The following is a 22,438-nucleotide window of genomic DNA, read 5'->3' on the forward strand; positions in this document are numbered from 1 at the left end:
CTCAGTCGCCCTCACCCTGCCTCGGCGGCCGTCGGCGACTCGTGAGTCATCCCTCGTGAGTCATCCCTCATGCGTCATCACGACCCTCGTGAGTCATCACGACCTTGACGGGTCGTCACATCCACCGAACAACGGCACGTCAGCGTCGACGAGTCGCCCTTTACCTCACCTTTTTTCCGTCACGAAGTCCCGAAGCGGGTATCCCCATGTCTGAAACAGCCCTGAAGGCCCCCGGTAAGACGGGCGGTCCGGACGCCAACCGCTGGAAGGCGCTGGCCTTCATCGCCCTCGCCCAGCTGATGGTCGTCCTCGACGCCACCATCGTGAACATCGCGATGCCCTCCGCCCAGCAGGACCTGGGCATCTCCGACGGCAACCGGCAGTGGATCGTCACCGCCTATGCCCTCGCCTTCGGCGGTCTGCTGCTCTTCGGCGGCCGCATCGCCGACCTGTGGGGCCGCAAGCGCGCCTTCGTCGTCGGTCTCGGCGGCTTCGCCGTGGCCTCCGCGCTCGGTGGCGCGGCCGCCAACGAGGCGATGATGTTCGGTGCCCGTGCCCTGCAGGGCGCGTTCGGCGCCCTGCTCGCGCCCGCCGCGCTCTCCCTGCTCGCCGTGATGTTCACCGACGCGAAGGAGCGCGCCAAGGCCTTCGGCATCTACGGCGCGATCGCCGGTGGTGGCGGCGCCGTCGGCCTGATCCTCGGCGGCTTCCTCACCGAGTACCTGGACTGGCGCTGGACGTTCTTCGTGAACATCCCGTTCGCCATCGTCGCCGCGGCCGGCGCCTACTTCGTCATCCGTGAGCCCGAGGGCGGCCGCAACCGCTCCCCGCTCGACATCCCGGGCGTCATCCTCTCCACCCTCGGTCTGGTCTCCCTGGTCTACGGCTTCACCCGCGCCGAGTCCGAGGGCTGGAGCGACTCCCTGACCGTCGGCATGTTCGTCGCGTCCGCGGTCCTGCTGGCCACCTTCGTGATCGTCGAGTCGAAGGTCAAGGCCCCGCTGCTGCCGCTGCGTGTGATCACCGAGCGCAACCGCGGCGGTGTCTACCTCTCCCTCGGCCTCGCGATCATCGCGATGTTCGGCCTGTTCCTCTTCCTGACCTACTACCTGCAGATCGTGAAGGGCTACTCGCCGGTCAAGACCGGCTTCGCCTTCCTCCCGATGATCGCGGGCATGATCACCGGCTCCACCCAGATCGGCACCCGTCTGATGACCCGGGTCGCCCCGCGCCTGCTCATGGGCCCCGGCTTCCTGGTCGCCGCGCTCGGCATGCTGCTGCTGACCCAGCTGGAGATCGACACCTCGTACGCGGCCGTGCTGCTGCCGGGGATGCTGCTGCTCGGCCTCGGTATGGGTACGGCGTTCATGCCGGCCATGTCCATGGCCACGCTGGGCGTCGAGCCGCGGGACGCCGGTGTCGCCTCCGCGATGGTCAACACCTCGCAGCAGGTGGGCGGCGCGATCGGCACCGCCCTGCTGAACACGATCGCCGCGTCCGCGACGACGTCGTACATCAAGGACCACGTCGCCGGAGCCGCCTCCAAGCCCCAGCAGCAGCTGGTGCAGCTGGAGGGCATGGTGCACGGCTACACCAGCGCCATCTGGTTCGCCGTCGGCATCCTGGTCGCCGCCGCCACGATCGCCCTGACCCTCATCAACGCCGGCAAGCCCGACATGGGCGCGGTCGCGGGCTCGGGGGCGGAAGACGCCGAGGACGCGGTGCCGGTGATGGTCCACTGACCCGGCTCGGGATCTAGCGGAGCCAGGGCAGGTCCGCACCCGCTTCATCGGGCTGAAGTCCCTCGGCGACGATCTGCATGATCTCGCCGAGGGACTTCTGCTGTTCGGGGGTGAGCCGGTCGAACACCGCGTGGCGTACGACGGCGACATGGCCCGGCGCGGCGCGCTTCAGCACCTCCAGGCCCTGGTCGGTCAGTACGGCGAACTGGCCGCGCTTGTCGGAGTCGCACTCCTCGCGGCGCACCCAGCCGTTCTTCTCCAGCCGGGCGACGGCATGGGAGAGACGGGAGCGGGTGATCTTCGCGTACTTGGCCAGCTCGGTCATCCGCAGGCGCCGGTGGGTGGACTCGGCGAGCTTGACGAGGAGGCCGTAGTAGATGTGCGGCATACCCGCTTCACGCTGGAGCTGGCGGTCCATGTGATCTTCGAGGAGGGTCGTGGCGTGCACGTAGGAGCGCCAGATGCGCTGCTCCTCGGCGGTGAGCCACTGGGGCTCGTCAGCGGATGCGGGTGCCTTCGTCATGGACTCCACTGTAAACGTCTTCTCCTTGAAATTTAAACCAATCGGGAATATGCTGTGCGATGTTGACGTTTTAGATTTCAATCAAGCGTCACGAAGCATCCGGAGCCGGCAGCGCCCGGAACCGACAGCGTTCGAGGTCGACAGCGTTCGTGGTCGGCAGCGCTCGAAGTCGGCGGCGCTCGGAGCCGACGGTGTTCGGAGACAGAAGCATCCGAAGCCGGATGAGTCATGAGTCATGAGTCCTGAGTCAGGGGCCGAGGTCCCGGAAGGAGCAGCCGCCATGTCCGCCGCATCCCAGGAGCGTGCCCTCCCCCAGGAGCGCATGCCCGCGCTCTACCTCAGTCATGGCGCTCCGCCTCTCGCGGACGACCCGATCTGGCCCGGCGAACTCGCCGCCTGGTCCGCCGACCTGCCCCGCCCCAAGGCGATCCTGATGGTCTCCGCCCACTGGGAGGAAGCCCCCCTCGCCCTCGGCGCCGTCGACCCGGTCCCCCTCGTCTACGACTTCTGGGGCTTCCCCGAGCACTACTACCAGGTGAAGTACGGCGCCCCCGGCGCGCCCGAGCTCGCCGAGAGCGTACGAAAGCTGCTGCGCGCCCCCGGTACCCCCGTACAGGACATCCCCGACCGGGGCCTCGACCACGGCGCCTACGTGCCGCTCGTCGAGATGTTCCCGGCCGCCGACATCCCGGTCCTCCAGATCTCCATGCCGACCCTCGACCCCGTGAAGCTGATGGAGATCGGCCGCAAGCTCGCGCCGCTGCGCGACGAGGGCGTCCTGATCGTCGGCTCCGGCTTCTTCACCCACAACCTGGCCGCACTGCGGCACACCGGCGGGGGAGTGCCGACCTGGTCCTCGGAATTCGACGACTGGGGCCGGCACGCGCTGGAGACCCGCGACTGGGACGGCCTGCTGGACTTCCTCCACAAGGCCCCGGCCGGCCGGTACGCCCACCCGCGCACCGAGCACTTCGCCCCGCTCTTCGTGACCATGGGCGCGGCGGAGATGTCCGGCGAGCTGGACGCGCAGAAGTCCGTGATCGACGGGTTCTGGATGGGGATGGCGAAGCGGTCCGTCCAGTTCGGCTGACGTTCCCTCCGGGGTGAGGGCTCCCCCTGGGCTCGAAGCTCCCTGGCCCTCGGGCCGGGGCTCCCTCCGGGAACGGGTGACCACGGGGTCGGGGCTCGCTCCGGGGCTGGAGCTCCCTCTGGCGTCAGAGTTCCTTCTCGTACCAGGCCACGTCCCAGTAGCGGTCGAACTTGCGGCCCACCTCGCGGTACGTGCCGACGTGCCGGAAACCGAAGCGTTCGTGCAGCCGCGCGGACGCTTCGTTCGGTTGCGCGATGCCCGCGTAGGCGCGGTGCAGGTCCTCGCCCGCCAGCGCCTCGAAGAGCGCCTTGTACAGGAGCGTGCCGACGCCGCGCCGGCCGGCGTGCGGGGCGACGTAGACCGTCACCTCCACCGAGGTGGAGTAGGCCGCCTTCGGCCGGTAAGGGCTGGATGTGGCGTAACCCAGGATTTCCTGTGAGATCCGCCGGGTGCCCTGTGAGTCCGCTTCTGTGGCAACCATCAGGCGGTGCGGCCCGTCTTCAGGGTGGGAGAGCAGCCAAGGACGTCGCTCTTCCGGACTGAAGGCCACGGTGTCGAATGTGATGGGCGTCTCACGTACGTAGTGGTTGTAGAGGCTCGTGAGGGCTTCGAGGTCACCCTCGACTCCCGGCCTGACCTGCACCTCTGTACGTTCCGACAACATCGCGCCTCCTCGCGTGGTCGGACAGGGTACTGCAAGATCATAAAAATCGGGGTGCGGGTTGGGAATTCTGTCCTGATTCCAGTCGTTGTTTCCATCAGATGCAGGGCACCCGAGGAGAGTCCGAGTCCGAGGGCGCCTGGTGTCTGAAGGGCCACCCGCCGAACCTCCATCGCAAGGGAGCACGCATGGCAACCCGTGCCGTCGCCCGTCGCAAGTCCGCCAACGGCGAGACGACCGACGCGGCCCGCAGTGTTCGCGCCCATGGCGGCGAGATCGCCGACCGCGACCTGGTCGGCATGTACCTCGACGAAATCGCGCGCACACCTCTGCTCGACGCCGCCAAGGAAGTCGAGTTGTCACAGATCATCGAGGCGGGTGTGTTCGCGCAGCAGGTCCTCGACGGCGACGAGGAGTCCAGGGCGGACGCCTCGCGCGACGAACTCGAGGCCCTGGTCGCCGCGAGCGAGCGGGCCAAGGACGTCTTCATCCGCTCCAACCTCCGGCTGGTCGTCGCGGTGGCCCGCCGCTACCCGCGCAGCGGTCTCCCGCTCCTCGACCTCATCCAGGAGGGCAACGCCGGTCTGGTCCGCGCGGTCGAGAAGTTCGACTACCGCAAGGGCTTCAAGTTCTCGACGTACGCGACCTGGTGGATCCGTCAGGCCATCACCCGCTCGATAGCGGACCAGTCGCGCACGATCCGCCTGCCCGTCCACCTGGTGGAGGAGCTCGGCCGGATCCGTCGTGTGCAGCGCGAGTTCAACCGCGAGAACGGCCGCGACCCGGAGCCCGCCGAGATCGCGACCGAGCTCGGTTCGACGCCGGCGCGCGTCACGGACGTCCTGGACTGGGCCCGTGACCCGGTCTCGCTCAACATGGCGGTCGACGACCAGGGCGAGACCCAGTTCGGCGATCTGCTGGAGGACACGTCCGCGGTCTCGCCGGAGCAGTCCGTCATGACCCTCCTGCGCAGTGAGGAACTGGACGGCCTGATCGACCGCCTCGAGCCGCGCACGGCCTCCATCATCAAGATGCGGTACGGCATCGACGACGGCCGTGAGCGCACCCTCACCGAGGTCGGCAAGGAACACGGTCTGACGAGGGAACGCATCCGCCAGATCGAGAAGCACGCCCTGCTGGAACTGAAGAAGCTGGCCCGCGACACGGGCTTCGAGGCAGCGGCGTAAAGCCCTTCAACCTCCGCCGCCCGGCCGGAGCTTGACGCTCCGACGGGCGGCGTCGGTCGACGAACGGTCGGTCGATGAGTGGTCGGTCGATGAGTGGTCGGTCGATGAACGGTCCTTCGCCGGTCGGTCGTCGGTGGCCGTCCATGGCGGGGGCTGTGTCGGGGGTCATCAGGCCATCACCCCGTCGGAGGCCGCGTGTTGGCCGAGAGGCACGCCGTGCGAGTCGTTCGTCCGACTTACATGACGTGCGTGACGTGCAAGACATGCATGACGCGCCTCCGTGTCTCAAGTACCCGAGCGCGTGGGGTGCCTGGCGGCTGGAGCCGGGGTTTTCACCGCGTCGACGCAGGGGCCGCACGGAGTCGTACCGGGAAGCTCGCGGTCGAACGGGAGCCCGCGCCACGGCCGTAGCTGCGGCGAGCGGGCTTCAGGCGCCCTGCGGTGTCGGGTTCCCGCCCGCGTGCGCCGGGTGTGGAGTGCCGCGCAAACATGGCGGAGGAACGCCGCTTCAATGAGGAGGAGCGCGGGAACAAGACTTCTGGGCACGGGAGTCCGAGTCGGCACAGGAGTTCGGGCCGAGCCGACCCCGCAGCCCGTCCCGAGACCTCTGCCGCACATGAGCCAAGTCCCGACGCACATCCCCCCGGCGCCGGGACTTTCCCCGAGCCGGGCTTCGGTGCCTCTCCCCCCAGGCGCCGGGGCCCGGCTCCTCTTCGTACCCGGGTTTCTACCCGGGCGATGTGACTTCCGGTCCCCCGACGGGGGTTGCGGGCGCACACGGCCCGCCGGGCATATGACACGGCGGACGGGCACGCTGAGAGGGCGGGGCACCCCGTACCTGAACCACGGGGTGGCCCGCCCGAATGGCAGATTGTGCCACATGGGCATAGCCTGCCGACGTGATCAGCTCGACCTCCCACTCCGCCTCGGCTTCGCTGACCGAGCGGCGCAAAGCGGCGACCCGTACGGAGATCGCCCGTGCGGCGGCAGGCCTCTTCGTCAGCCGGGGCCTGAAGGCCACCCGTGCCGAGGACATCGCCCAGGCCGCGGGCATCGCCCCGCGCACCTTCTACCGCTACTTCGCGACCAAGGAAGAGGCCGTCGCCCCGCTCTACGCGGCGGGCGCGCAGCGCTGGGCGGAGGCGGTACGCGAGGCCCCGGCCGAACTGACCGTGCCGCAGGCCCTGGAACATGCGATACGGCACACCCTCGTCCCGGGCCGCGGAGTGTCGGCGGCGTCCTGGGAATGGGTCCGCACCCTGATCCGGCTGGCCGGAACCAGCCCCGCCCTCGGCAAGGTCTGGGCAGAGGTCTGCCACACCTCGGAGACGACGCTCACGGAGGTACTGGCGGAGCGGACGGCGGCACCGCCCCGTGGGCCTGTTTCCGAAACCGTCGCCACCGCCGGCTCCGACACTGTTTCCGACGCCGGCTCTGCAGCCGAGTCCAAGGCCGGTTCCGCAGCCGTCTCCGGCGCCGGTTCCGACGTCCCGTCCGCCCCAGAGGCACTCTCGGCTCCGGCTCCGGCTCCGGCTGCCGCTCCTGCTCCGACCCCGGCGCCCGACCCCGCTCCCGCGTTCGATCCCGCTCTCGACAACGTTGCCTCCCCCTATCAACGCTTCACGGCGGCGGTGGCCGGGGCCGCGGTGCGGGTCGCGGTCGAGAGCTGGGCGGCGACCGACTCCCCGCCCACCGGCCGACAGGGCCCGGCGGAGCTGGCGTTGCGCAACCTGCGAGCCCTGTACGGGTTCGCGTGGGAAGAGAGCCCGGAGGAGCAGGCCTGACCTGCCCCTCCCGCCCTCACCGCTCCTGCCCTCCCGCGCTCACCGCTCCCTGCTCGCCCCTCCCACGCTCGCCCCTGCCGGGCTAGCCTCGCCCGCGCTCGCCGCTCCCGGGGGCGCCCTCCGTGGCTGCCGCTCTGCTCAGGCGTCCGCCCAACTCCCTGACGCACTCCACCAGTTCCGGCGGTCCCTGGACCGTGAACTCGCAGCCCAGCGTCGCCAGCCGCATCGCCACCCACTCCACCGGGTTGCTGGTCGTCCCCCGTAGCCGGCACCCGCCCTCTCCCTCGCCGTCGCCGTCGGTGCCCGCCGTCGGGTTCGTGACCGGCGTGCCCAGCCACGTCGGCAGGCGTGCCGTCACGAACTCGGTCGGGGCCTCGAGCATGACGTCGAGTTCGTACTCGTAGGCGTCCGGGCGCAGTTGGATGGACCGCCGGAGGTATTCCGCCGCGCTCCCCGTCGGCAGCTCGCGCGCAGTGAAGCGGGCCCCGGTCGCGAACGGGTCCTGTACCCGGTCCACCCGGAAGGTTCGCCAGTCCTCGCGGTCGAGGTCGTACGCCACGAGGTACCACCGCCGGCCCGTGGACACGAGCCGGTAGGGCTCGGTCAGGCGGCGCGACTCGGTGCCGTCCTTCGCGCGGTAGGCGAACCGCAGCCGTTCCTGTCCGGCCACCGTCGAGGCGATGACGGTCAGCGTCTCGGGTGCGATGCTCGCGCCGTCCCCGCTGGTCAGCGGTGTGGTGGCGGCCTGCAGGGTGGAGACGCGGTGGCGCAGCCGGGCCGGCAGGACCTGCTCCAGCTTGGCCAAGGCCCGGACGGACGCCTCGTCGACGCCCTCCAGCGCGTGGCCGGCCCCCGCCCGCAGCCCGACGGCGATCGCCACCGCCTCCTCGTCGTCGAGCACCAGCGGTGGCATGGCCTTGCCCGCGACCAGCCGGTACCCGCCGTCCGAGCCCAGGGTCGCCTGCACGGGATATCCGAGCTCACGCAGCCGGTCGATGTCGCGCCGAACCGTGCGGCGGGAGACCCCGAGCCGGTCGGCGAGCTCGCCGCCGGGCCATTCGCGGGGTGTCTGGAGGAGCGAGAGGAGCTGGAGCAGCCGAGCCGGGGTGTCCGTCGTCATGTATCCGAGGATGCCGCAGAACTAGGACACGATCTGACCTAGTGCGGTCCTACTGTCACACCATGACCTCCACGGAGACCTCCCTCGGGACCTCGCCCGACCCTCGACCGGCCCAGGCGGCGCCTGCGGTGCCGGGTGACCGGCGCCGCTGGTTCGCGCTCGCCATCGTGATGACCGCGGCCTTCATGGACCTCGTCGACGTCACGATCGTCAACATCGCCATCCCCTCCATCCAGGAGGACGCGGGCGCCTCCTGGAGCCAGATCCAGTGGATCACCGCCGGTTACGCGCTCGCTTTCGCCGCCGGGCTCATCACCGGCGGCCGGCTCGGCGACATCCACGGCCGCAAGCGGCTGTTCCTCCTCGGCATCGGCGGCTTCACCCTCGCCTCCGCGCTGTGCGGCTTCGCCGCGAACCCGGAGATGCTGGTCGCCTCCCGCATCCTCCAGGGCGCCATGGCGGCGATGATGGTGCCGCAGGTGCTGTCGATCGTGCACGCCACCTTCCCGGCGCACGAGCGGGGGAAGGTCTTCGGGCTCTTCGGCGCGATCGTGGGGCTGGGCGCCGTCTCCGGGCCGCTGCTCGGCGCGCTGCTGACGGAGTGGAACCTGTTCGGTCTGGAGTGGCGGCCGATCTTCCTCATCAACCTGCCGGTCGGCATCGCGGGGCTGATCCTCGGCAGCCGCTTCATCACGGAGTCCAAGGCGCCGAAGGCGCTGAAGCTGGACATCGTCGGCGTCCTCCTGGTCACCCTCGGCCTGCTCATGCTGCTCTACCCGCTCACCCGCGGCCGTGAGCTGGACTGGCCGGTGTGGGGGTACGTGTCGATGGCCGGCTCGATCGGTGTCTTCGGGGCGCTGGTCGCGTACGAGCGGCGCAAGGGCGCGCGGGACGGCTCGCCGCTGATCGAGCTCTCCCTCTTCCGGGTGCGCAGCTTCGCGGCGGGCGTCGCCGTGCAGACCGTCTTCGGGATCGGTCTCGGCGTGTTCTTCCTGGTCTGGACGCTGTACATGCAGACCGGCCTGGGTTGGAGCCCGCTGCGGGCGGGGCTGACCGGGGTGCCGTTCTCGCTCGCGGTCTCGACGGCCGCCGGGCTGTCCGTGCAGAAGCTGGTCCCGCGCTTCGGGCGCAAGGTGCTGCAGACGGGCGCCCTGACCATGGCCATCGGCGTCCTGCTCTACATCTGGGAGTCCGCGCGGTACGGCCTCGGCATCGCCCCGTGGCAGATGGCGCTTCCGCTGGTCGTGATGGGCGTCGGCATGGGACTGATCGTCGCCCCGCTGACGGACGCGGTGCTGTCGGACGTGCCGCGTGAGCACGCTGGTTCGGCGTCCGGGCTGATCAACACCGTCCAGCAGATGGGCAACGCGCTCGGGCTCGGTCTGGTCGCGGTCGTCTTCTTCGGCCGGATCGGCGACCGGCTGACCCCGGCCGAGGTGGGCCCCGCCTTCGTGAACGCCTTCGAGCACGCCCTGGGCTGGGTGGCCCTGGTGATGTTCGCGATCTTCCTGCTGATGTTCGCCCTGCCGAAGCGGCCGGCGCAGCACCTGGAGGGCGGCGCCGAGGACGCCCCGGAGGCGGCCCCCTCCGGGGACCGGGGGCGCGAGCTCGTCGCCTGAGCCGGCGTTCCCGCGTGAGGGGCCCGTCACCTGACCGGTGACGGGCCCCTCACGTATGCCCTGGCGCGCAGGGGATGCACGTCGGACGCACGTCGGACGCACGTCGGACGCACGTGGGATGCACGTGGGATGCACGTGGACCGTAAGTCCGTTCATGCCCGGATCACGTCCGAACCTGTTTACTTTCCCGAAATCCGGGCGTAGCCTCCGAGGCGAAACCACAAGTTCGGGCATAAACCTGGTAACGGTCGGAGGAGAACGGACATGTACGCACCGGAGCGGCAGCAGGAGATCCTGCGGCTCGCCCGTGACGGCGGCCGGGTGGACGTCCTGTCGCTGGCCGAGGAGTTCCAGGTCACGGCAGAGACGATCCGCCGCGACCTGAAGGCCCTCGACCGGGCCGGGCTGGTGCGCCGCGTACACGGCGGTGCCATTCCGGCCGGACGCCTCGACTTCGAACCGGACCTCGCCGAACGCGAAGGCACCTCCGCCGACGAGAAGGACCGCATCGCCAAGGCGGCCCTCACGGAACTGCCCACCGAGGGCACGATGATCCTCGACGCCGGCACCACGGTCGCCCGCCTGGCCGCCGCACTCCCGCTCGAGGCCTCGCTCACCGTCGTCACGCACAGCCTGCCCATCGCGGCCCGCCTCGCGGACCACCCGGGCATGCAACTGCACCTCGTCGGGGGGCGCGTACGACACCGTACGCGCGCCGCCGTGGACGCGTGGGCGCTGCGCGCGTACGGCGAGATCCGCGCCGACGTCCTGTTCGTAGCCGCCAACGGGTTCTCCGCCGAGCACGGCCTCACCACCCCCGACCTCGCCGAGGCCGCGGTGAAGCGGGCGGCCGTCGCCGCCGCACGCCGCGTGGTGCTGCTCGCCGACTCCGCCAAGCACGGCCAGGAGCACTTCGCCCGCTTCGGCGACCTGAGCGACGTGGACCTGCTGATCACCGACAGCGGGCTGAGCCCCGACGACGCGGCCGCCATCGAGCGCGGCGGCACGGAAGTAGTACGCGCATGATCCTCACCGTCACCCCCAACCCCTCCCTGGACCGCACCTACGAGGTCCCGTCCCTCGACCGCGGCGAGGTCATCCGCGCCACCGGCGAGCGGATGGACCCGGGCGGCAAGGGCGTGAACGTCTCGCGCGCCGTCGCGGCAGCAGGACGGCGCACGGTCGCCGTCCTGCCCCTGGGGGGTGCGCCGGGCGCGCTCGTCGCCGAACTGCTCGACGCGCAGGGCATCGAGGTCGCGCCGGTCCCGGTCGCCGGCGCCACCCGCTCGAACATCGCGCTCGCGGAGTCGGACGGCGTCCTCACGAAGATCAACGCACCCGGCCCCGAGCTGTCCCCGCAGGAACAGGAACTGCTCCTGGAGACGGTCCGCGAACAGTCCCGCGACGCCGACTGGATCGCCTGCTGCGGAAGCCTGCCCCGAGGGCTCTCACCCTCCTGGTACGCCGAAGTGGTCGCGCGGGCGCACGCCGGAGGCGCACGTATCGCCCTGGACACCTCCGGGCGTGCGCTCCTGGAGGCGCTGCGGGAGCGGCCCGACGTGGTGAAGCCGAACGCCGAGGAGCTCGCGGAAGCCGTCGGGCGCCCCCTGGCCACCGTGGGCGACGCCGTGAAGGCGGCCGAGGAACTGCGCGGCATGGGCGCCCGTGCCGTGCTCGCGAGCCTGGGCGCCGACGGACAGTTGCTCGTGGAGGACACGGGTACCTGGTTCGCGAGCGCCCGCGTCGACGTCGTACGCAGCAACGTGGGAGCGGGCGACTCCTCCCTCGCCGGCTTCCTCGTCGCCGGGGGCAGCGGTCCCGCGGCGCTCGCCTCCGCCGTCGCGCACGGAGCGGCGGCCGTCCAGCTGCCCGGCAGCGTGATGCCGACCCCCGGCGACCTGGACCCGGCAGCGGTGACGGTCACGGCACAGGTACCGGTGGACCGCGAACTGAAGGAGCCGGTGTCATGACGACCATCCCCGCGATGTCCGCACGGACGACGGCCCCTGCCCGATCCGCGCCTACGACGGCCCCTGCGCAGTGCATGCCTACGACGGCCCCGGCGCAGTCCGCGCCTACGACGACCGCGGCGTGCCCCGTGCCGCCCGGCGAACCGGTCATCGAGCGGCGAACCGCCTCGTTACTCGCCGCACGACATGGTCGGCAGGGCCGCCCGAGCCGCCCCGCCGATCGGGGGAGGCAGGGTCCGAACCCGCCTGCCACCCCGCGGAGGCGGGGTTTCCCCGGCCCCGCCTCCGTCTCCCTCACCTCCCCCCAATGCACCGCCGTAGCAACCCCCGTCCCCGTCCCCACCCTCGCCCACCACCCCACGTCCCGGGCGACACGCGTGCGAAGGAGCCCGCGATGAGCGGCATGATCACCGCGGACCTGGTCGATCTCGACCTGTCCGTCGAAACAAAGGAAGCGGCGGCGCGGTCCCTCGCCGAGCGCATGGTGGCCCTGGGCCGGGTGACCGACCTGGAGGGCTTCCTCGCCGACGTGGCCGCCCGTGAGGCCCAGATGCCCACCGGCCTCGACGGCGGCATCGGCATCCCGCACTGTCGCAGCGCCCATGTCACCGAACCGACGCTCGCCTTCGGACGCAGCGCCGCCGGCATCGACTTCGGCGCCCCCGACGGCCCCGCCGACCTGATCTTCCTGATCGCCGCCCCCGCCGGCGCGGACGACGCCCATCTGACGATCCTTTCGTCGCTCGCCCGGCAGCTGATGAACGCTGAGTTCACCGACGCGCTGCGCTCGGCCGGCGACGCGACGGCCGCGGCCGCACTGATCCGCGGCGACGCGGCCCCGGCCTCCGAAGCCCCCGTCTCCGAAGCCTCGGCCGCCGAAGCCCCGGCCGCCCGAGCCCCGGGCGCCGTGACCGAGGGCACTTCCGCAGACTCCGTGTCGGCGTCGGCGGCGGCCTCCGCCGACGCCGACACGGCCACCGGCGACGACGACACGGACGCCGAGGCCGCGCGCCCCTTCCGGATCGTCGCCGTCACCTCCTGCCCGACCGGCATCGCCCACACCTACATGGCGGCCGAGTCCCTGGAGAACGCGGGCCGCGACGCGGGCGTCGAACTGGTCGTCGAGACGCAGGGCTCGGCCGGCTTCACCCGGCTCGACCCGGCCGCCATCGCCGCGGCGGACGGCGTGATCTTCGCCCACGACGTCCCCGTACGCGACAAGGACCGCTTCGCCGGCAAGCCCACCGTGGACGTCGGCGTGAAGGCGGGCATCAACCGGCCCGCCGCACTCATCACCGAGGTGCGCGGGAAGGCGGCGCGCGGGGAGGTGAGCGCCTCGGCCAAGGACGGGACGCCGGTCGAACGGACCGGCGAAGCCGGTGACAGCTACGGCACCAAGCTGCGCAAGTGGCTGATGACGGGCGTCAGCTACATGGTCCCGTTCGTCGCCGCGGGCGGTCTGCTGATCGCTCTCGGGTTCGCGATCGGCGGCTGGGAGATCAACAAGGCGCCCTCGGTCATGGAGCACTTCTCCTGGACCCAGGTCGACAGCTGGGGCGCCCTGCTGTTCCAGATCGGCGGGGTCGCCTTCGGCTTCCTCATCCCGGTCCTGGCCGGCTACATCGCGTACGGCATGGCGGACCGGCCCGGCCTCGTGCCCGGCTTCGTCGGCGGCATGATCGCCTCCAACATCGCGGCCGGCTTCCTCGGCGGCCTGGTCGCCGGTCTGCTGGCGGGCGGCATCGTCCTCGCGATCCAGCGGATCAAGATCCCGCCGGTGCTGCGCGGCATCATGCCGGTGGTGGTGATCCCGCTGATCTCCTCGCTGATCGTCGGCTTCCTGATGTTCGTCGTGATCGGCAAGCCGATCGCCGAGGCCCAGAAGGGCATGACGGACTGGCTGGCCGGTCTCTCCGGCACCAACGCCGTCCTGCTGGGCGTGCTGCTCGGCCTGATGATGTGCTTCGACCTCGGCGGCCCCGTCAACAAGGTCGCGTACGCCTTCGCCACGGCCGGCATCGCCGTCCAGGACCCCAGCGACTCCGCGATGAAGGTCATGGCCGCAGTGATGGCCGCGGGCATGGTCCCGCCGCTGGGCATGGCGCTCGCGACCACCGTCCGCAAGAAGCTCTTCACCCCGACCGAGCGCGAGAACGGCAAGGCCGCCTGGGTCCTGGGCGCCTCCTTCATCTCCGAAGGCGCCATCCCGTTCGCCGCGGCCGACCCGCTGCGCGTCATCCCGGCCTCGATGGCGGGCGGCGCGGTCACCGGCGCCCTGTCGATGGCCTTCGGCGCCACGCTCCGCGCCCCGCACGGAGGCATCTTCGTGGTCCTGCTGATCGGCAACCCGTTCCTGTACCTGATCGCCATCGCGGCGGGCGTGTGCGTGACGACGGCCCTGGTCATCGTCCTCAAGGGCCTGCGCAAGCCGGTTCCCGGCGCCGTCGAGCCCGGGACGGCGGAGCAGTCAGCTGCCACCGAGGCGACGGAGGCGAAGCAGCCGGTGGCCGCATAGCCTGCGACAGCCGCGGCCGGTTCCGGCCGCGGCTGTCTGCCGCAGGTTGTCGCTCCTGGTGGCCATCTGCGGTGATTCATGGATCTCCGCACCGAACAGCCTCATCGCACGATCCGAGCGATCTGAGCGGTCTGCGTGATCTGTACGGCCTGCGAGATACGTCACGGTCCGGGGCATAGGTCCCGGACCGTGGTGTCTACTGGGCGGTATGCCCGTGCATCTCACGTTCCCTCAGCTGGCTGCCCTGACGGTCCTCGCCGTGGCGTCCATCGCCTGGCTGATCTTCGTGTCCCGCATCCTGCGGCGCAGCCGCTCGGGCAGCGAATCCCACGCGGCGCTCCCCGCCCCGCCGGTGCTGCCCGCCCTTCCGCGCCAACGGCGGTCCGGCCCCGGCCGGGAAGCTGTCGAACTGACCCCGGCGGAGAGGGACGCCTTCGCCGGCCTCGTACGACAGCTCGGCGGAGGACGCTGACCCGCGGCTCCGACGGCTCCCACGGCTAGGCGGGGGCCGCCGACGGCTCAGGAGACCTGCGCCGCCCGGCGTTCCATCGCGTCCCGGGCCGCCGCCTCGGACACGTACACCTCGCACATGTGCCGCCCGTCGGGCGTCGCCGTGTGCTCGACCTCCCACAGGGAGATCTCCCGGCCGTCCCGCAGCAGGAACGCGTGCTCGTAGAGCGAGTAACCCAGTCCGATCCGGCCCGCGCGGCAGGGACGCCCGAAGGCCTGGGTGATCTGGTGCGCGAACGCCGACTTCAGCAGCGCGGCCGTGTCCGCGTCCGGCCGGTCGGGGTTCTCGGCGCGGCGCAGCAGTCTGCGCGCGTGGTCCGCCGAGTCGTCCGGCACGTACACGTGCCGGGGTCCGGGGACCGGCGACAGCTGTACCAGCACCGGCAGTTCGAAGTCCGGGGTGTCCGACGGCAGGGGCAGCCGGGCCGTGGCGGCGCGCAGCTCCTCCTCGTCGACGTACACCTCGTGCTGCGGCTCGCTGCCCGGCGCGGTGTTGTGCACGAGCTCCCACAGCGTGAGCGCGCAGCCGTCGGCCAGCAACCAGGTGTGCCGGTACGTCTCCCGGTGCAGGCCCGCGCTGTGGTGCGCGGAGTGCAGGGAGCTGTCGTGCGCGAGTGCGCAGTCGAGCCGCCGCAGGGCTTCGTCGGGCAACTCGAACGAGTTGAGGGCGCGACCGAGCAGTCGCGCGAGGTGCTCCTCCGGAGACTCGGGCGACTCGGCTGGTTCGTACGCTGTTGTCTCGTACGGAACGCTCAAGGTTTCTCCCGGCGTTGCTGCATGTCACCTTGTGGGTGCATACCGTAGCCCCTCGGTCGGACATCATGTCCGGGAACCGAGAAAACGTACGCCGTGAAAACGCCGGGGCCGCGCGAAAAATTCCCGCACGGCCCGACGGCACATCAGAAATCGCCGGTCAGAGGGCGTCTGCGGCGATCACGAGGTGCTCCCCGCGGTCCACTCGGCCCAGGACATGTTCCACCCGTTGAGCCCGTTGTCCGGCGACACCGTCTTGTCGGGGGAGTTCTTGACGACCACGACATCGCCGATCAGCGAGTTGTCGTAGAACCACTTCGCGGGCGTGTCACCCTGTGCGCCCTGCGCGTCAGCGAGCCCCACACAGCCGTGACTGGTGCCGGTGCGACCGAAGGGTGGATTGCCCCTGCTGTACCAGTAGTTGCCGTGGATGAAGGTGCCGGACTGCGTCAGGCGCATCGCGTGCGGCACGTCCGGGATGTCGTACTCGCCGCCCAGGCCCACCGTCTGGCTGTTCATGCGCGTCTGCGTGAACTTCTCGGAGATCACCATCTGCCCGTTGTACGTGGTGTGCTCCGGGCTGCCCGACGAGATCGGAACCGACTTCAGGGTCTGTCCGTCCCGCACCACCGTCATGGTCTGCGTGTTCACGTCGACCGTGGACACCTGCGACCGCCCGATGGTGAACGTGACCGTCTTCTTCTGGACACCGAAGACGCCGTTGGCGCCCTCGACCCCGTCCAGGTCGATCTTCATCGTCACCTTGGAGCCGGCCTTCCAGTACTCCTCGGGACGGAAGTCGAGCCGCTGTGCCCCGAACCAGTGCCCGACCACCTGCTGGCCGCTGCTGGAGCTGACCGTGATGTGCGACTGCACGGCCTTCGTGTCACTGATGGCCTTGTCGAAGGTGAACGACACCGGCATGCCGACGCCGACCGTGGTGCCGTTGTCCGGCGTGTAGGTCCCTATGAAGCTGTTGGCCGAAGAGACGGTGGTGAAGATGGAGTTGGCGGCGGCCGTCTTGCCGTTCGTGTCCTTCGCGGTCGCCGATATCTGGTACTTCGTCCCGCGCTCCAGCTGCTCCTTCGGCTTCCAGGTGCTGCCGTCGGCCGACAGGGAGCCCTCGACGGCCTGCCCCGACCCGGCCACCGTCATCTTCACCTCGGTGAGCCGGCCGTCGCTCACCTTCACGCCGGTCGCGTTGATCGACGCGCTCGTCGAGCCGTCCTTCGCCGAGATGACGATCTTCGCCGTGGACGTCTTGACGCCGCCCTTGGCGTCCCCGTCCTTGTCCTTGGCATTGGCGCTGCCCCCGCAGGCGGTCAGGGTCAGGGCACCGACCACCAGGACGGCACAGGCTCCGACCGCGCGCCGCACTGCTATGTCCGCCGTTGTCACGGGCTGCTCCAGCTTCGTGTGATGTGAGTGATCCGCTCCGCTACGTGGAGAAGGAGGGATCCGGCGGCCGGTGAGGTTCCCTCCGGTCGCCGTTGGCACCATCACGTGACGGAACCGGGACAATCGCCCATCCCGGCCCCGCGAGGTCACCGTGCCCCGTACAACTCCTCGTAGGACGGCCACGATCCGCCCGGCCCGGTCACCGACTCGGCGGCGCGCACGGCCCGGACGATCGCGCGCGTCACCACGTCCGCGCCCGCCGCGAGAACGTCGTTCAGGGCGAGCGGGTGGTCGGGGTCGAGCGGGCGGGCGCCCGTCGCCAGCGTGAAGACGGTGTCCCCGTCATTGAGCAGATGCACCGGACGCACGGCCCGCGCGATTCCGTCGTGCGCCGTGCCCGCCAGCTTCTGCGCCTGCGCCTTCGTCAGGTCCGCGTCGGTGGCCACGACCGCGAGCGTGGTGTTGAGCAGGGGAGGCGCGTTCTTCGCCGTGATCTCGGCGAGACGCCGGCGCGCGGTGTCGTGCACCCGAGCCTCCGGGTACGCCGTCCGCCCCTGGAACAACTCCCCGTACAGCACGCCCGTCTCCGGATCCGTCACCGAGCCCGCCGCGTTGGCCACCACCAGTGCGGCCACGGTGACCCCCGAGTCGAGAAGCACGCTCGCGCTGCCGACCCCGCCCTTCATCGGCCCGACGGCGGCGCCCGTCCCCGCGCCCACGCAGCCCTCCCACACCCGGGACCCCGGAGCGCTCGCCGCGGCGTCCTGCACGGCAGCCCGGCCGGTGGCGGCGTCCGGACGGGCCCGGAAGTCACCGCCCCGCGCCAGGTCGAAGACGCAGGCGGCGGGCACCACCGGCACGACGTGCGTCGGGTCCGTCCCGACGAGAATCCCGCGCCCCTGCTCCTCCAGCCACGCCATCACGCCGGACGCCGCGTCGAGCCCGTAAGCGCTGCCGCCGGTCAGCACGATCGCCTCGACCCGCTGCACCACATTGCGCGGGTCGAGGGCGTCGGTCTCCTTCGTGCCGGGACCACCACCGCGCACGTCCACGGCGGCCACGGCACCACCCTCCGGTGCGAGGACGACCGTGGTGCCGGTGAGCCAACCGTCGCCGGTCCGCGTGGCGTGTCCCACGCGTACCCCGGCGACGTCCGTCAGAGCGTCAACTGTCATGGGGGTCAGTCTCGCCCGGCCGGCGTCGTGCGGGGCGCTGTCACGCCCCGTCACATCACCGCGCTCGAAGCTCGCGCGGGGCTTTCCCGTGAGTCCCGCGCGACCCTGCGTGCCGTCAGGGTCGTCCCGGTCGCCACCGCCAGCGCCGACACCAGGCCGGCCGTGAGGACCGCCCACTCGCCGAGGAAGGTGCCGCAGATCACCAGCAGCGCGGCGACGGGCAGCACCAGCTGCTGGGCCAGGCCCACCTTGAAGTGGCGTGCGTGCAGGACCCAGACCGTCAGCAGGTACAGCGCCGTCGGCAGGGTGACGGCGGCCGACGCGGCGAGCGTCGAGATATGGGCCTCGCCGACCGCCTGCTCGACCGCCACCTCCAGACCCGCACCGATCGCGGCGGCCGAGGCGAAGACGACGTAGTGCCCGTAGCCCCACAGAAACGCCTGCCTGCTGGAGCGCAGATGTCCATGGATGGGCACCACGAAGTAGATCCACCAGGCGGCGAAGACGATCAGCAGCCCACCCACCGCGATCGGCAGCAGCTCGCCCAGCGCGTCGTTCTCGTCGATGCCGGACTTCACGGCGACCGTCGCCGCCGCGATCGTCTCGCCCAGCACGATGATCGTGAACAGGCCGTAGCGCTCGGCGATGTGGTGCGGATGCCAGGACGTCGGATGGTCCTTCTCCGCGTAGATCGGCACGCACATCTCCAGTGGCGCCATCACCAGGAACAGCCACGCCCTGCCGCCCTCGGGCAGGATCAGCAGCCCCAGCCAGCCGACCTGGCAGATCAGCACGCCCGCCGCGTACCGCAGCGCCATCCTCCGCTCCGCGCCCTCGGTGGACCACGCGACGCGCAGCCACTGCGAGCTCAACGCGAACCTCATGATCGCGTAGCCCAACCAGACGGCCACGAACTCGTGGTCCTCGAACGCCCGCGAGATGCCCGCCGCCAGCACCAGAACCCCGGCGATCTGCACCAGCGTGACGATCCGGTACAGGACGTCGTCGTTGTCGTACGCCGACGCGAACCAGGTGAAGTTCATCCAGGCCCACCAGATCGCGAAGAAGACCATCGCGTAGTTGAGGATTCCCTCGCCCGCGTGCGACTCGGCCACGGCGTGCACCAGTTGGATGCCCGCCTGGGCGATGGCCACGACGAAGCACAGGTCGAAGAAGAGCTCGAGCGGGGAGGCGACCCGGTGCGTCTCGCCCCGCCCGCGCGCGGTCAGACTGCGCAGCGGCTTCACGCGTGTGGGCGCCGGGGGGATGGGGGTCCCGGGGGGAGGGGGAGAGGCCGACGGGGGCGTACTGGACGTCATGGGTACCAGCACAGCAGACAACCGGCGGAAAATCTTGTGCGGGATCCGCAGGCCCGTGGGGTGCGCGGTCAGTGGTCCGCCCCTGACTCGAGCGGGCGCCAGAGCCGTACCCTTGAGGGATGAGTACCCCCTCCGCCTCCGAGCCGCGCGACCCGAAGGCCGCGCTGATCTTCGACGACCCGCTGGACCGGCAGTCCTCGGACGACACCGACCGCGACTGGGGCGAGCGGCCGTCACCCGAGGCCGACAGCGTCGCCGACCTCAAGCGCTTCCTCGACGAGAAGCCGCCCCACCACGTCTGAACCCGACGGGCCGGACCGGTCCGGCAGGCCCGGGAGCCCTGACGGAGCACCGCCCGCAGGGCTCCGTCGAGCGCCGCTACCGCTCGCTGTGCCCCGAGCCCCGCTGGGCGACCAACGCGTCGCGGATCTCCTTGAGCACTTCCAGCTCGGTCACCTCGATGATCTCCTGCGTGCCCTCCTTGGCCTTCCTGCGGGCCTCCACCTTCGCCAGGTACTTCGACATGGGCAGCACCATCAGGAAGTACACGACCGCAGCGGTGATCACGAAGGTGAGGGTCGCGCCGAGGACGGACCCCCACAGGATCCGGACGCCTGTCGCGCTGTCCCCCGTACCGGTGCAGGGGCCCTTCAGGCAGGAGCTGTAGCTGTCCAGGTTCTTGGTGCCGACCGCTCCGATCAGCGGGTTGATGATTCCCTTCACCACCGAGTTGACGATGTTCGTGAAGGCCGCGCCGATCACCACCGCGACTGCCAGATCGACGACGTTGCCACGCATCAGGAAGGCCTTGAAGCCCTGCAGGACGCTTGCCTTCTTTTCGCTCACCTCGGGGACACTCCTCGCATGTACAGGTTGTGGAACAAACAGCTCCGCAACCTACGTCAACGCCATGCGGGCGTGTCCAATTGGGGCCCTCGGACGAGGGACCTGACGTCACCACAGGGTCACCGCCAGCCGAGCCGTCGCACTGGCCCCCGCCAGGCGCGCGGCAGTGGACCGGGGCACCGACAGGACGACCAGCGCCCCCTCGTCGGCCGTGCCGGCAGCGGTGTCCAACGGCTCCGGCACCTTCGTCACCAGCGCCCCGCGCGCGACCACTTGGGCGTCGCCGCCCGCGCCGTTCACACCGGCTGGCGTCGTCGGCTCGGCGGCGATGACATCGACTCGGTCACCAGGGCGCAGCAGCCGGACCGTGGCCGCGTCGGCGATCCGTACCGGCGCCGTCACCTTCTCCCCGGCGCGAGGGCCGTGTCCGGGGGCGCGCAGTGACGCATGTGCGCGGGGGCGTGAGTCCCCGGGCGCGTCCGTGCGCGCAGTTCCGCCGGGATGTCCGTGGGACGGATCGCCGTCCCGGGGGCCGGACGCCACGAGCGCGGCGGCGGTGATGGCGAGGCCCAGGGCGAGGGCCCGTCGCCGGCTTCGTACGAGCCGTCCCAGCCGGTACCGCCCGCCGCGGACCCGCACGGGAGCGAAGGGCGGCACCTCGCAGGTGGCCGGAGCCTCCGTCCCGGGTGGGCGCGCCGCGAAGGGGAGAGGGGGCGGGGCGGGCGAAGGGAGCGGGGGAAGAGGAAGCGGACGGGGAGAAGAGGGCGATGCGGGAGAAGGGGGAGGGACCAGGGAGTCGGACACGGGATCACCACCTGCGAGGAGGAACGGGTTTGCGAAGCCACGATGAGCCTTCGCGCCGCCGCTCGCCGGAGCCGGTGGACAACCGCCGGGTTGTGGACAACTCCCTCACCCGAAGGAGGACTTCCGCGCCCGAAACCTGCTTTCCCGTCTCTCCCCCTGCACCCGCTACGGCAGCTCGAACCCCGGATCCAGGCCGCCCAGCGCGTTCGCGCACCGACAGTCCCGCTCCCCGTCGGGCGGCAGTGCGGCCACCGCGTCGAACAGCACGCCGCGTAGCCGGTCCACGTTCGCCGCGAACACCCGCAACACCTCCTCGTGCGACACGCCCTCACCGCTCTCGGCGCCCGCGTCCAGATCGGTGACCAGGTTCAACGACGTGTAGCAGAGCTCGAGCTCACGGGCGAGCGCGGCCTCCGGATGGCCCGTCATGCCCACCACCGACCAGCCCTGCGCCTGGTGCCACAACGATTCGGCACGGGTCGAGAACCGCGGCCCCTCGATCACGACCAGCGTCCCGCCGTCCACCGGCTCCCACTCCTGGCCGCGCGCCGCCTTCAGGGCCGCCGAGCGTCCAGCGGGGCAGTACGGGTCGGCCAGCGACACATGGACCACATTGGGCACCGCGCCGTCGGGCAGGGGCAGCCCGTCGAAGTACGTTCCGATCCGCGACTTCGTGCGGTCGACCAGCTGATCGGGCACGAGCAGCGTGCCGGGCCCGTACTCCGGGCGCAGACCGCCCACCGCGCACGGACCGAGGACCTGACGCGCCCCGACCGAACGCAGCGCCCACAGGTTGGCCCGGTAGTTGATCCGGTGGGGCGGCAGATGATGTCCGCGCCCGTGCCGGGGCAGGAACGCGACCCGCCGGCCGGCGATCTCGCCGAGGAAGAGGGAGTCGCTGGGCGGCCCGTAGGGGGTGTCGACCTGGAGCTCGGTCACGTGGTCGAGGAACGAGTAGAAGCCGGATCCGCCGATCACGCCGATCTCTGCGTTCGCCTTGTTCGCCATGCGTCGCACCCTAACCGTCCCGGGAAACGCCGAAGACCCCGTCGTCGTACGACGACAGGGTCCTGTGAGCGAGCCTTACGCGGCTGAGCTGCTGCCGGTCGAGGTGCCGGTGCTCGACGACTTCGACTTCGAGTCCGAGGACGACGACGTCGACGGCTTCGAGTCGGATCCGGACGTCGCCGACTTCGAGGACGACGCCGGCGAGCTGCTCGACGAGGAGCCGCGGCTGTCGTTGCGGTAGAAGCCGGAGCCCTTGAAGACGATACCGACGGCGGAGAACACCTTCTTGAGGCGGCCACCGCAGTTGGGGCACTCGGTCAGGGCATCGTCGGTGAACTTCTGCACCGCCTCGAGGCCCTCGCCGCACTCGGTGCACTGGTACTGGTAGGTCGGCACTGTCTTCCTCCTGGCACT

21 protein-coding genes are annotated in these 22,438 nt (G+C 70.8%); 10 read left to right on the forward strand and 11 right to left on the reverse strand.

Annotated features, from left to right (window positions below):
• Positions 1–206: 206 nt before the first annotated feature.
• Positions 207–1,742: an MFS transporter gene (locus ABT070_RS22375; protein WP_351763310.1), complete on the forward strand. Its 1,536-nt coding sequence runs from the start codon at positions 207–209 to the stop codon at positions 1,740–1,742.
• Between the two features lie 13 nt (positions 1,743–1,755).
• Here the strand turns inward: ABT070_RS22375 and ABT070_RS22380 are convergent, their stop codons facing one another.
• Positions 1,756–2,265 carry a MarR family winged helix-turn-helix transcriptional regulator gene (locus ABT070_RS22380; RefSeq protein WP_351763312.1) on the reverse strand — a complete coding sequence of 170 codons (510 nt, stop codon included), beginning with the start codon at positions 2,263–2,265 and terminating at the stop codon, positions 1,756–1,758.
• Between the two features lie 280 nt (positions 2,266–2,545).
• Between ABT070_RS22380 and ABT070_RS22385 the strand changes: the two genes are divergently transcribed.
• Positions 2,546–3,355, forward strand: coding sequence for a dioxygenase family protein (locus ABT070_RS22385; protein ID WP_351763314.1), 810 nt, complete (start codon positions 2,546–2,548; stop codon positions 3,353–3,355).
• A 124-nt stretch (positions 3,356–3,479) separates the two neighbouring features.
• Here ABT070_RS22385 and ABT070_RS22390 read toward each other — a convergent pair whose 3' ends face one another.
• The gene (locus ABT070_RS22390; protein ID WP_351763316.1) at positions 3,480–4,019 is read right to left on the reverse strand and encodes a GNAT family N-acetyltransferase; all 540 of its coding nucleotides are present in this window, start codon (positions 4,017–4,019) and stop codon (positions 3,480–3,482) included.
• Between the two features lie 185 nt (positions 4,020–4,204).
• Here ABT070_RS22390 and ABT070_RS22395 point away from each other — a divergent pair, with 185 nt between their 5' ends.
• On the forward strand, positions 4,205–5,203 hold the full coding sequence (locus ABT070_RS22395) for a sigma-70 family RNA polymerase sigma factor (protein WP_351763318.1): 999 nt from the start codon (positions 4,205–4,207) through the stop codon (positions 5,201–5,203).
• Between the two features lie 899 nt (positions 5,204–6,102).
• Positions 6,103–6,987, forward strand: coding sequence for a TetR/AcrR family transcriptional regulator (locus tag ABT070_RS22400; RefSeq protein WP_351763320.1), 885 nt, complete (start codon positions 6,103–6,105; stop codon positions 6,985–6,987).
• A gap of 82 nt (positions 6,988–7,069) precedes the next feature.
• Here ABT070_RS22400 and ABT070_RS22405 read toward each other — a convergent pair whose 3' ends face one another.
• A complete protein-coding gene (locus tag ABT070_RS22405) occupies positions 7,070–8,107 on the reverse strand; it encodes a helix-turn-helix transcriptional regulator (protein WP_351763322.1) in 1,038 nt (345 codons plus the stop codon).
• A 62-nt stretch (positions 8,108–8,169) separates the two neighbouring features.
• On the opposite strand from ABT070_RS22405, the gene ABT070_RS22410 reads away from it, so the two are divergent.
• The 5 genes from ABT070_RS22410 (at position 8,170) to ABT070_RS22430 (ending at position 14,683) form a co-directional block, all read left to right on the forward strand.
• Positions 8,170–9,726, forward strand: a complete 1,557-nt coding sequence (locus ABT070_RS22410) for an MFS transporter (RefSeq protein ID WP_351763324.1) — start codon at positions 8,170–8,172, stop codon at positions 9,724–9,726.
• A 264-nt stretch (positions 9,727–9,990) separates the two neighbouring features.
• The gene (locus tag ABT070_RS22415) at positions 9,991–10,752 is read left to right on the forward strand and encodes a DeoR/GlpR family DNA-binding transcription regulator (RefSeq protein ID WP_351763326.1); all 762 of its coding nucleotides are present in this window, start codon (positions 9,991–9,993) and stop codon (positions 10,750–10,752) included.
• Positions 10,749–11,696 carry a 1-phosphofructokinase gene (pfkB, locus tag ABT070_RS22420; RefSeq protein ID WP_351763328.1) on the forward strand — a complete coding sequence of 316 codons (948 nt, stop codon included), beginning with the start codon at positions 10,749–10,751 and terminating at the stop codon, positions 11,694–11,696. The genes ABT070_RS22415 and pfkB overlap by 4 nt, the downstream gene beginning before the upstream one ends.
• A gap of 394 nt (positions 11,697–12,090) precedes the next feature.
• Entirely contained in the window at positions 12,091–14,211 is a 2,121-nt protein-coding gene (locus ABT070_RS22425; RefSeq protein ID WP_351763330.1) for a PTS fructose transporter subunit IIABC, read from the forward strand.
• Positions 14,212–14,419: 208 nt separating this feature from the next.
• The gene (locus ABT070_RS22430) at positions 14,420–14,683 is read left to right on the forward strand and encodes a hypothetical protein (protein ID WP_351763332.1); all 264 of its coding nucleotides are present in this window, start codon (positions 14,420–14,422) and stop codon (positions 14,681–14,683) included.
• A 47-nt stretch (positions 14,684–14,730) separates the two neighbouring features.
• On the opposite strand, the gene ABT070_RS22435 is transcribed toward ABT070_RS22430, so the two are convergent.
• The 4 genes from ABT070_RS22435 to ABT070_RS22450 all read right to left on the reverse strand — a co-directional run bounded on the left by ABT070_RS22435 (position 14,731) and on the right by ABT070_RS22450 (position 19,366).
• Positions 14,731–15,477, reverse strand: coding sequence for a DUF6227 family protein (locus tag ABT070_RS22435; protein ID WP_351763334.1), 747 nt, complete (start codon positions 15,475–15,477; stop codon positions 14,731–14,733).
• 177 nt (positions 15,478–15,654) lie between these two features.
• On the reverse strand, positions 15,655–16,872 hold the full coding sequence (locus ABT070_RS22440) for a L,D-transpeptidase (RefSeq protein ID WP_351763336.1): 1,218 nt from the start codon (positions 16,870–16,872) through the stop codon (positions 15,655–15,657).
• Positions 16,873–17,018: 146 nt separating this feature from the next.
• Complete coding sequence (locus ABT070_RS22445; protein ID WP_351763338.1) at positions 17,019–18,047, reverse strand: P1 family peptidase; 1,029 nt, start codon at positions 18,045–18,047, stop codon at positions 17,019–17,021.
• Between the two features lie 50 nt (positions 18,048–18,097).
• On the reverse strand, positions 18,098–19,366 hold the full coding sequence (locus tag ABT070_RS22450; RefSeq protein ID WP_351763340.1) for a low temperature requirement protein A: 1,269 nt from the start codon (positions 19,364–19,366) through the stop codon (positions 18,098–18,100).
• A 119-nt stretch (positions 19,367–19,485) separates the two neighbouring features.
• Here ABT070_RS22450 and ABT070_RS22455 point away from each other — a divergent pair, with 119 nt between their 5' ends.
• Complete coding sequence (locus ABT070_RS22455) at positions 19,486–19,668, forward strand: hypothetical protein (protein WP_351763341.1); 183 nt, start codon at positions 19,486–19,488, stop codon at positions 19,666–19,668.
• Positions 19,669–19,744: 76 nt separating this feature from the next.
• On the opposite strand, the gene mscL is transcribed toward ABT070_RS22455, so the two are convergent.
• The 4 genes from mscL to ABT070_RS22475 all read right to left on the reverse strand — a co-directional run bounded on the left by mscL (position 19,745) and on the right by ABT070_RS22475 (position 22,420).
• Positions 19,745–20,212, reverse strand: coding sequence for a large conductance mechanosensitive channel protein MscL (gene mscL / locus ABT070_RS22460; protein ID WP_351763343.1), 468 nt, complete (start codon positions 20,210–20,212; stop codon positions 19,745–19,747).
• Positions 20,213–20,320: 108 nt separating this feature from the next.
• Positions 20,321–20,869 carry an RcpC/CpaB family pilus assembly protein gene (locus ABT070_RS22465; RefSeq protein ID WP_351763345.1) on the reverse strand — a complete coding sequence of 183 codons (549 nt, stop codon included), beginning with the start codon at positions 20,867–20,869 and terminating at the stop codon, positions 20,321–20,323.
• 312 nt (positions 20,870–21,181) lie between these two features.
• Complete coding sequence (locus tag ABT070_RS22470; protein ID WP_351763347.1) at positions 21,182–22,024, reverse strand: S-methyl-5'-thioadenosine phosphorylase; 843 nt, start codon at positions 22,022–22,024, stop codon at positions 21,182–21,184.
• A gap of 75 nt (positions 22,025–22,099) precedes the next feature.
• Positions 22,100–22,420 carry an FmdB family zinc ribbon protein gene (locus ABT070_RS22475; protein WP_351763349.1) on the reverse strand — a complete coding sequence of 107 codons (321 nt, stop codon included), beginning with the start codon at positions 22,418–22,420 and terminating at the stop codon, positions 22,100–22,102.
• Positions 22,421–22,438: the final 18 nt, after the last annotated feature.

This window comes from Streptomyces sp. NPDC002884, assembly GCF_040295245.1.
In the GTDB taxonomy this organism is placed as follows: Bacteria; Actinomycetota; Actinomycetes; order Streptomycetales; family Streptomycetaceae; genus Streptomyces.

Excerpts from the sequence above, each read along its gene's own strand:
- ABT070_RS22375 (WP_351763310.1), top strand. The coding sequence starts at position 207 with ATGTCTGAAACAGCCCTGAAGGCCCCCGGTAAGACGGGCGGTCCGGAC.
- ABT070_RS22380 (WP_351763312.1), bottom strand. The coding sequence starts at position 2,265 with ATGACGAAGGCACCCGCATCCGCTGACGAGCCCCAGTGGCTCACCGCC.
- ABT070_RS22385 (WP_351763314.1), top strand. The coding sequence starts at position 2,546 with ATGTCCGCCGCATCCCAGGAGCGTGCCCTCCCCCAGGAGCGCATGCCC.
- ABT070_RS22390 (WP_351763316.1), bottom strand. The coding sequence starts at position 4,019 with ATGTTGTCGGAACGTACAGAGGTGCAGGTCAGGCCGGGAGTCGAGGGT.
- ABT070_RS22395 (WP_351763318.1), top strand. The coding sequence starts at position 4,205 with ATGGCAACCCGTGCCGTCGCCCGTCGCAAGTCCGCCAACGGCGAGACG.
- ABT070_RS22405 (WP_351763322.1), bottom strand. The coding sequence starts at position 8,107 with ATGACGACGGACACCCCGGCTCGGCTGCTCCAGCTCCTCTCGCTCCTC.
- ABT070_RS22410 (WP_351763324.1), top strand. The coding sequence starts at position 8,170 with ATGACCTCCACGGAGACCTCCCTCGGGACCTCGCCCGACCCTCGACCG.
- ABT070_RS22415 (WP_351763326.1), top strand. The coding sequence starts at position 9,991 with ATGTACGCACCGGAGCGGCAGCAGGAGATCCTGCGGCTCGCCCGTGAC.
- pfkB (WP_351763328.1), top strand. The coding sequence starts at position 10,749 with ATGATCCTCACCGTCACCCCCAACCCCTCCCTGGACCGCACCTACGAG.
- ABT070_RS22425 (WP_351763330.1), top strand. The coding sequence starts at position 12,091 with ATGAGCGGCATGATCACCGCGGACCTGGTCGATCTCGACCTGTCCGTC.
- ABT070_RS22430 (WP_351763332.1), top strand. The coding sequence starts at position 14,420 with ATGCCCGTGCATCTCACGTTCCCTCAGCTGGCTGCCCTGACGGTCCTC.
- ABT070_RS22445 (WP_351763338.1), bottom strand. The coding sequence starts at position 18,047 with ATGACAGTTGACGCTCTGACGGACGTCGCCGGGGTACGCGTGGGACAC.
- ABT070_RS22450 (WP_351763340.1), bottom strand. The coding sequence starts at position 19,366 with ATGACGTCCAGTACGCCCCCGTCGGCCTCTCCCCCTCCCCCCGGGACC.
- ABT070_RS22455 (WP_351763341.1), top strand. The coding sequence starts at position 19,486 with ATGAGTACCCCCTCCGCCTCCGAGCCGCGCGACCCGAAGGCCGCGCTG.
- ABT070_RS22470 (WP_351763347.1), bottom strand. The coding sequence starts at position 22,024 with ATGGCGAACAAGGCGAACGCAGAGATCGGCGTGATCGGCGGATCCGGC.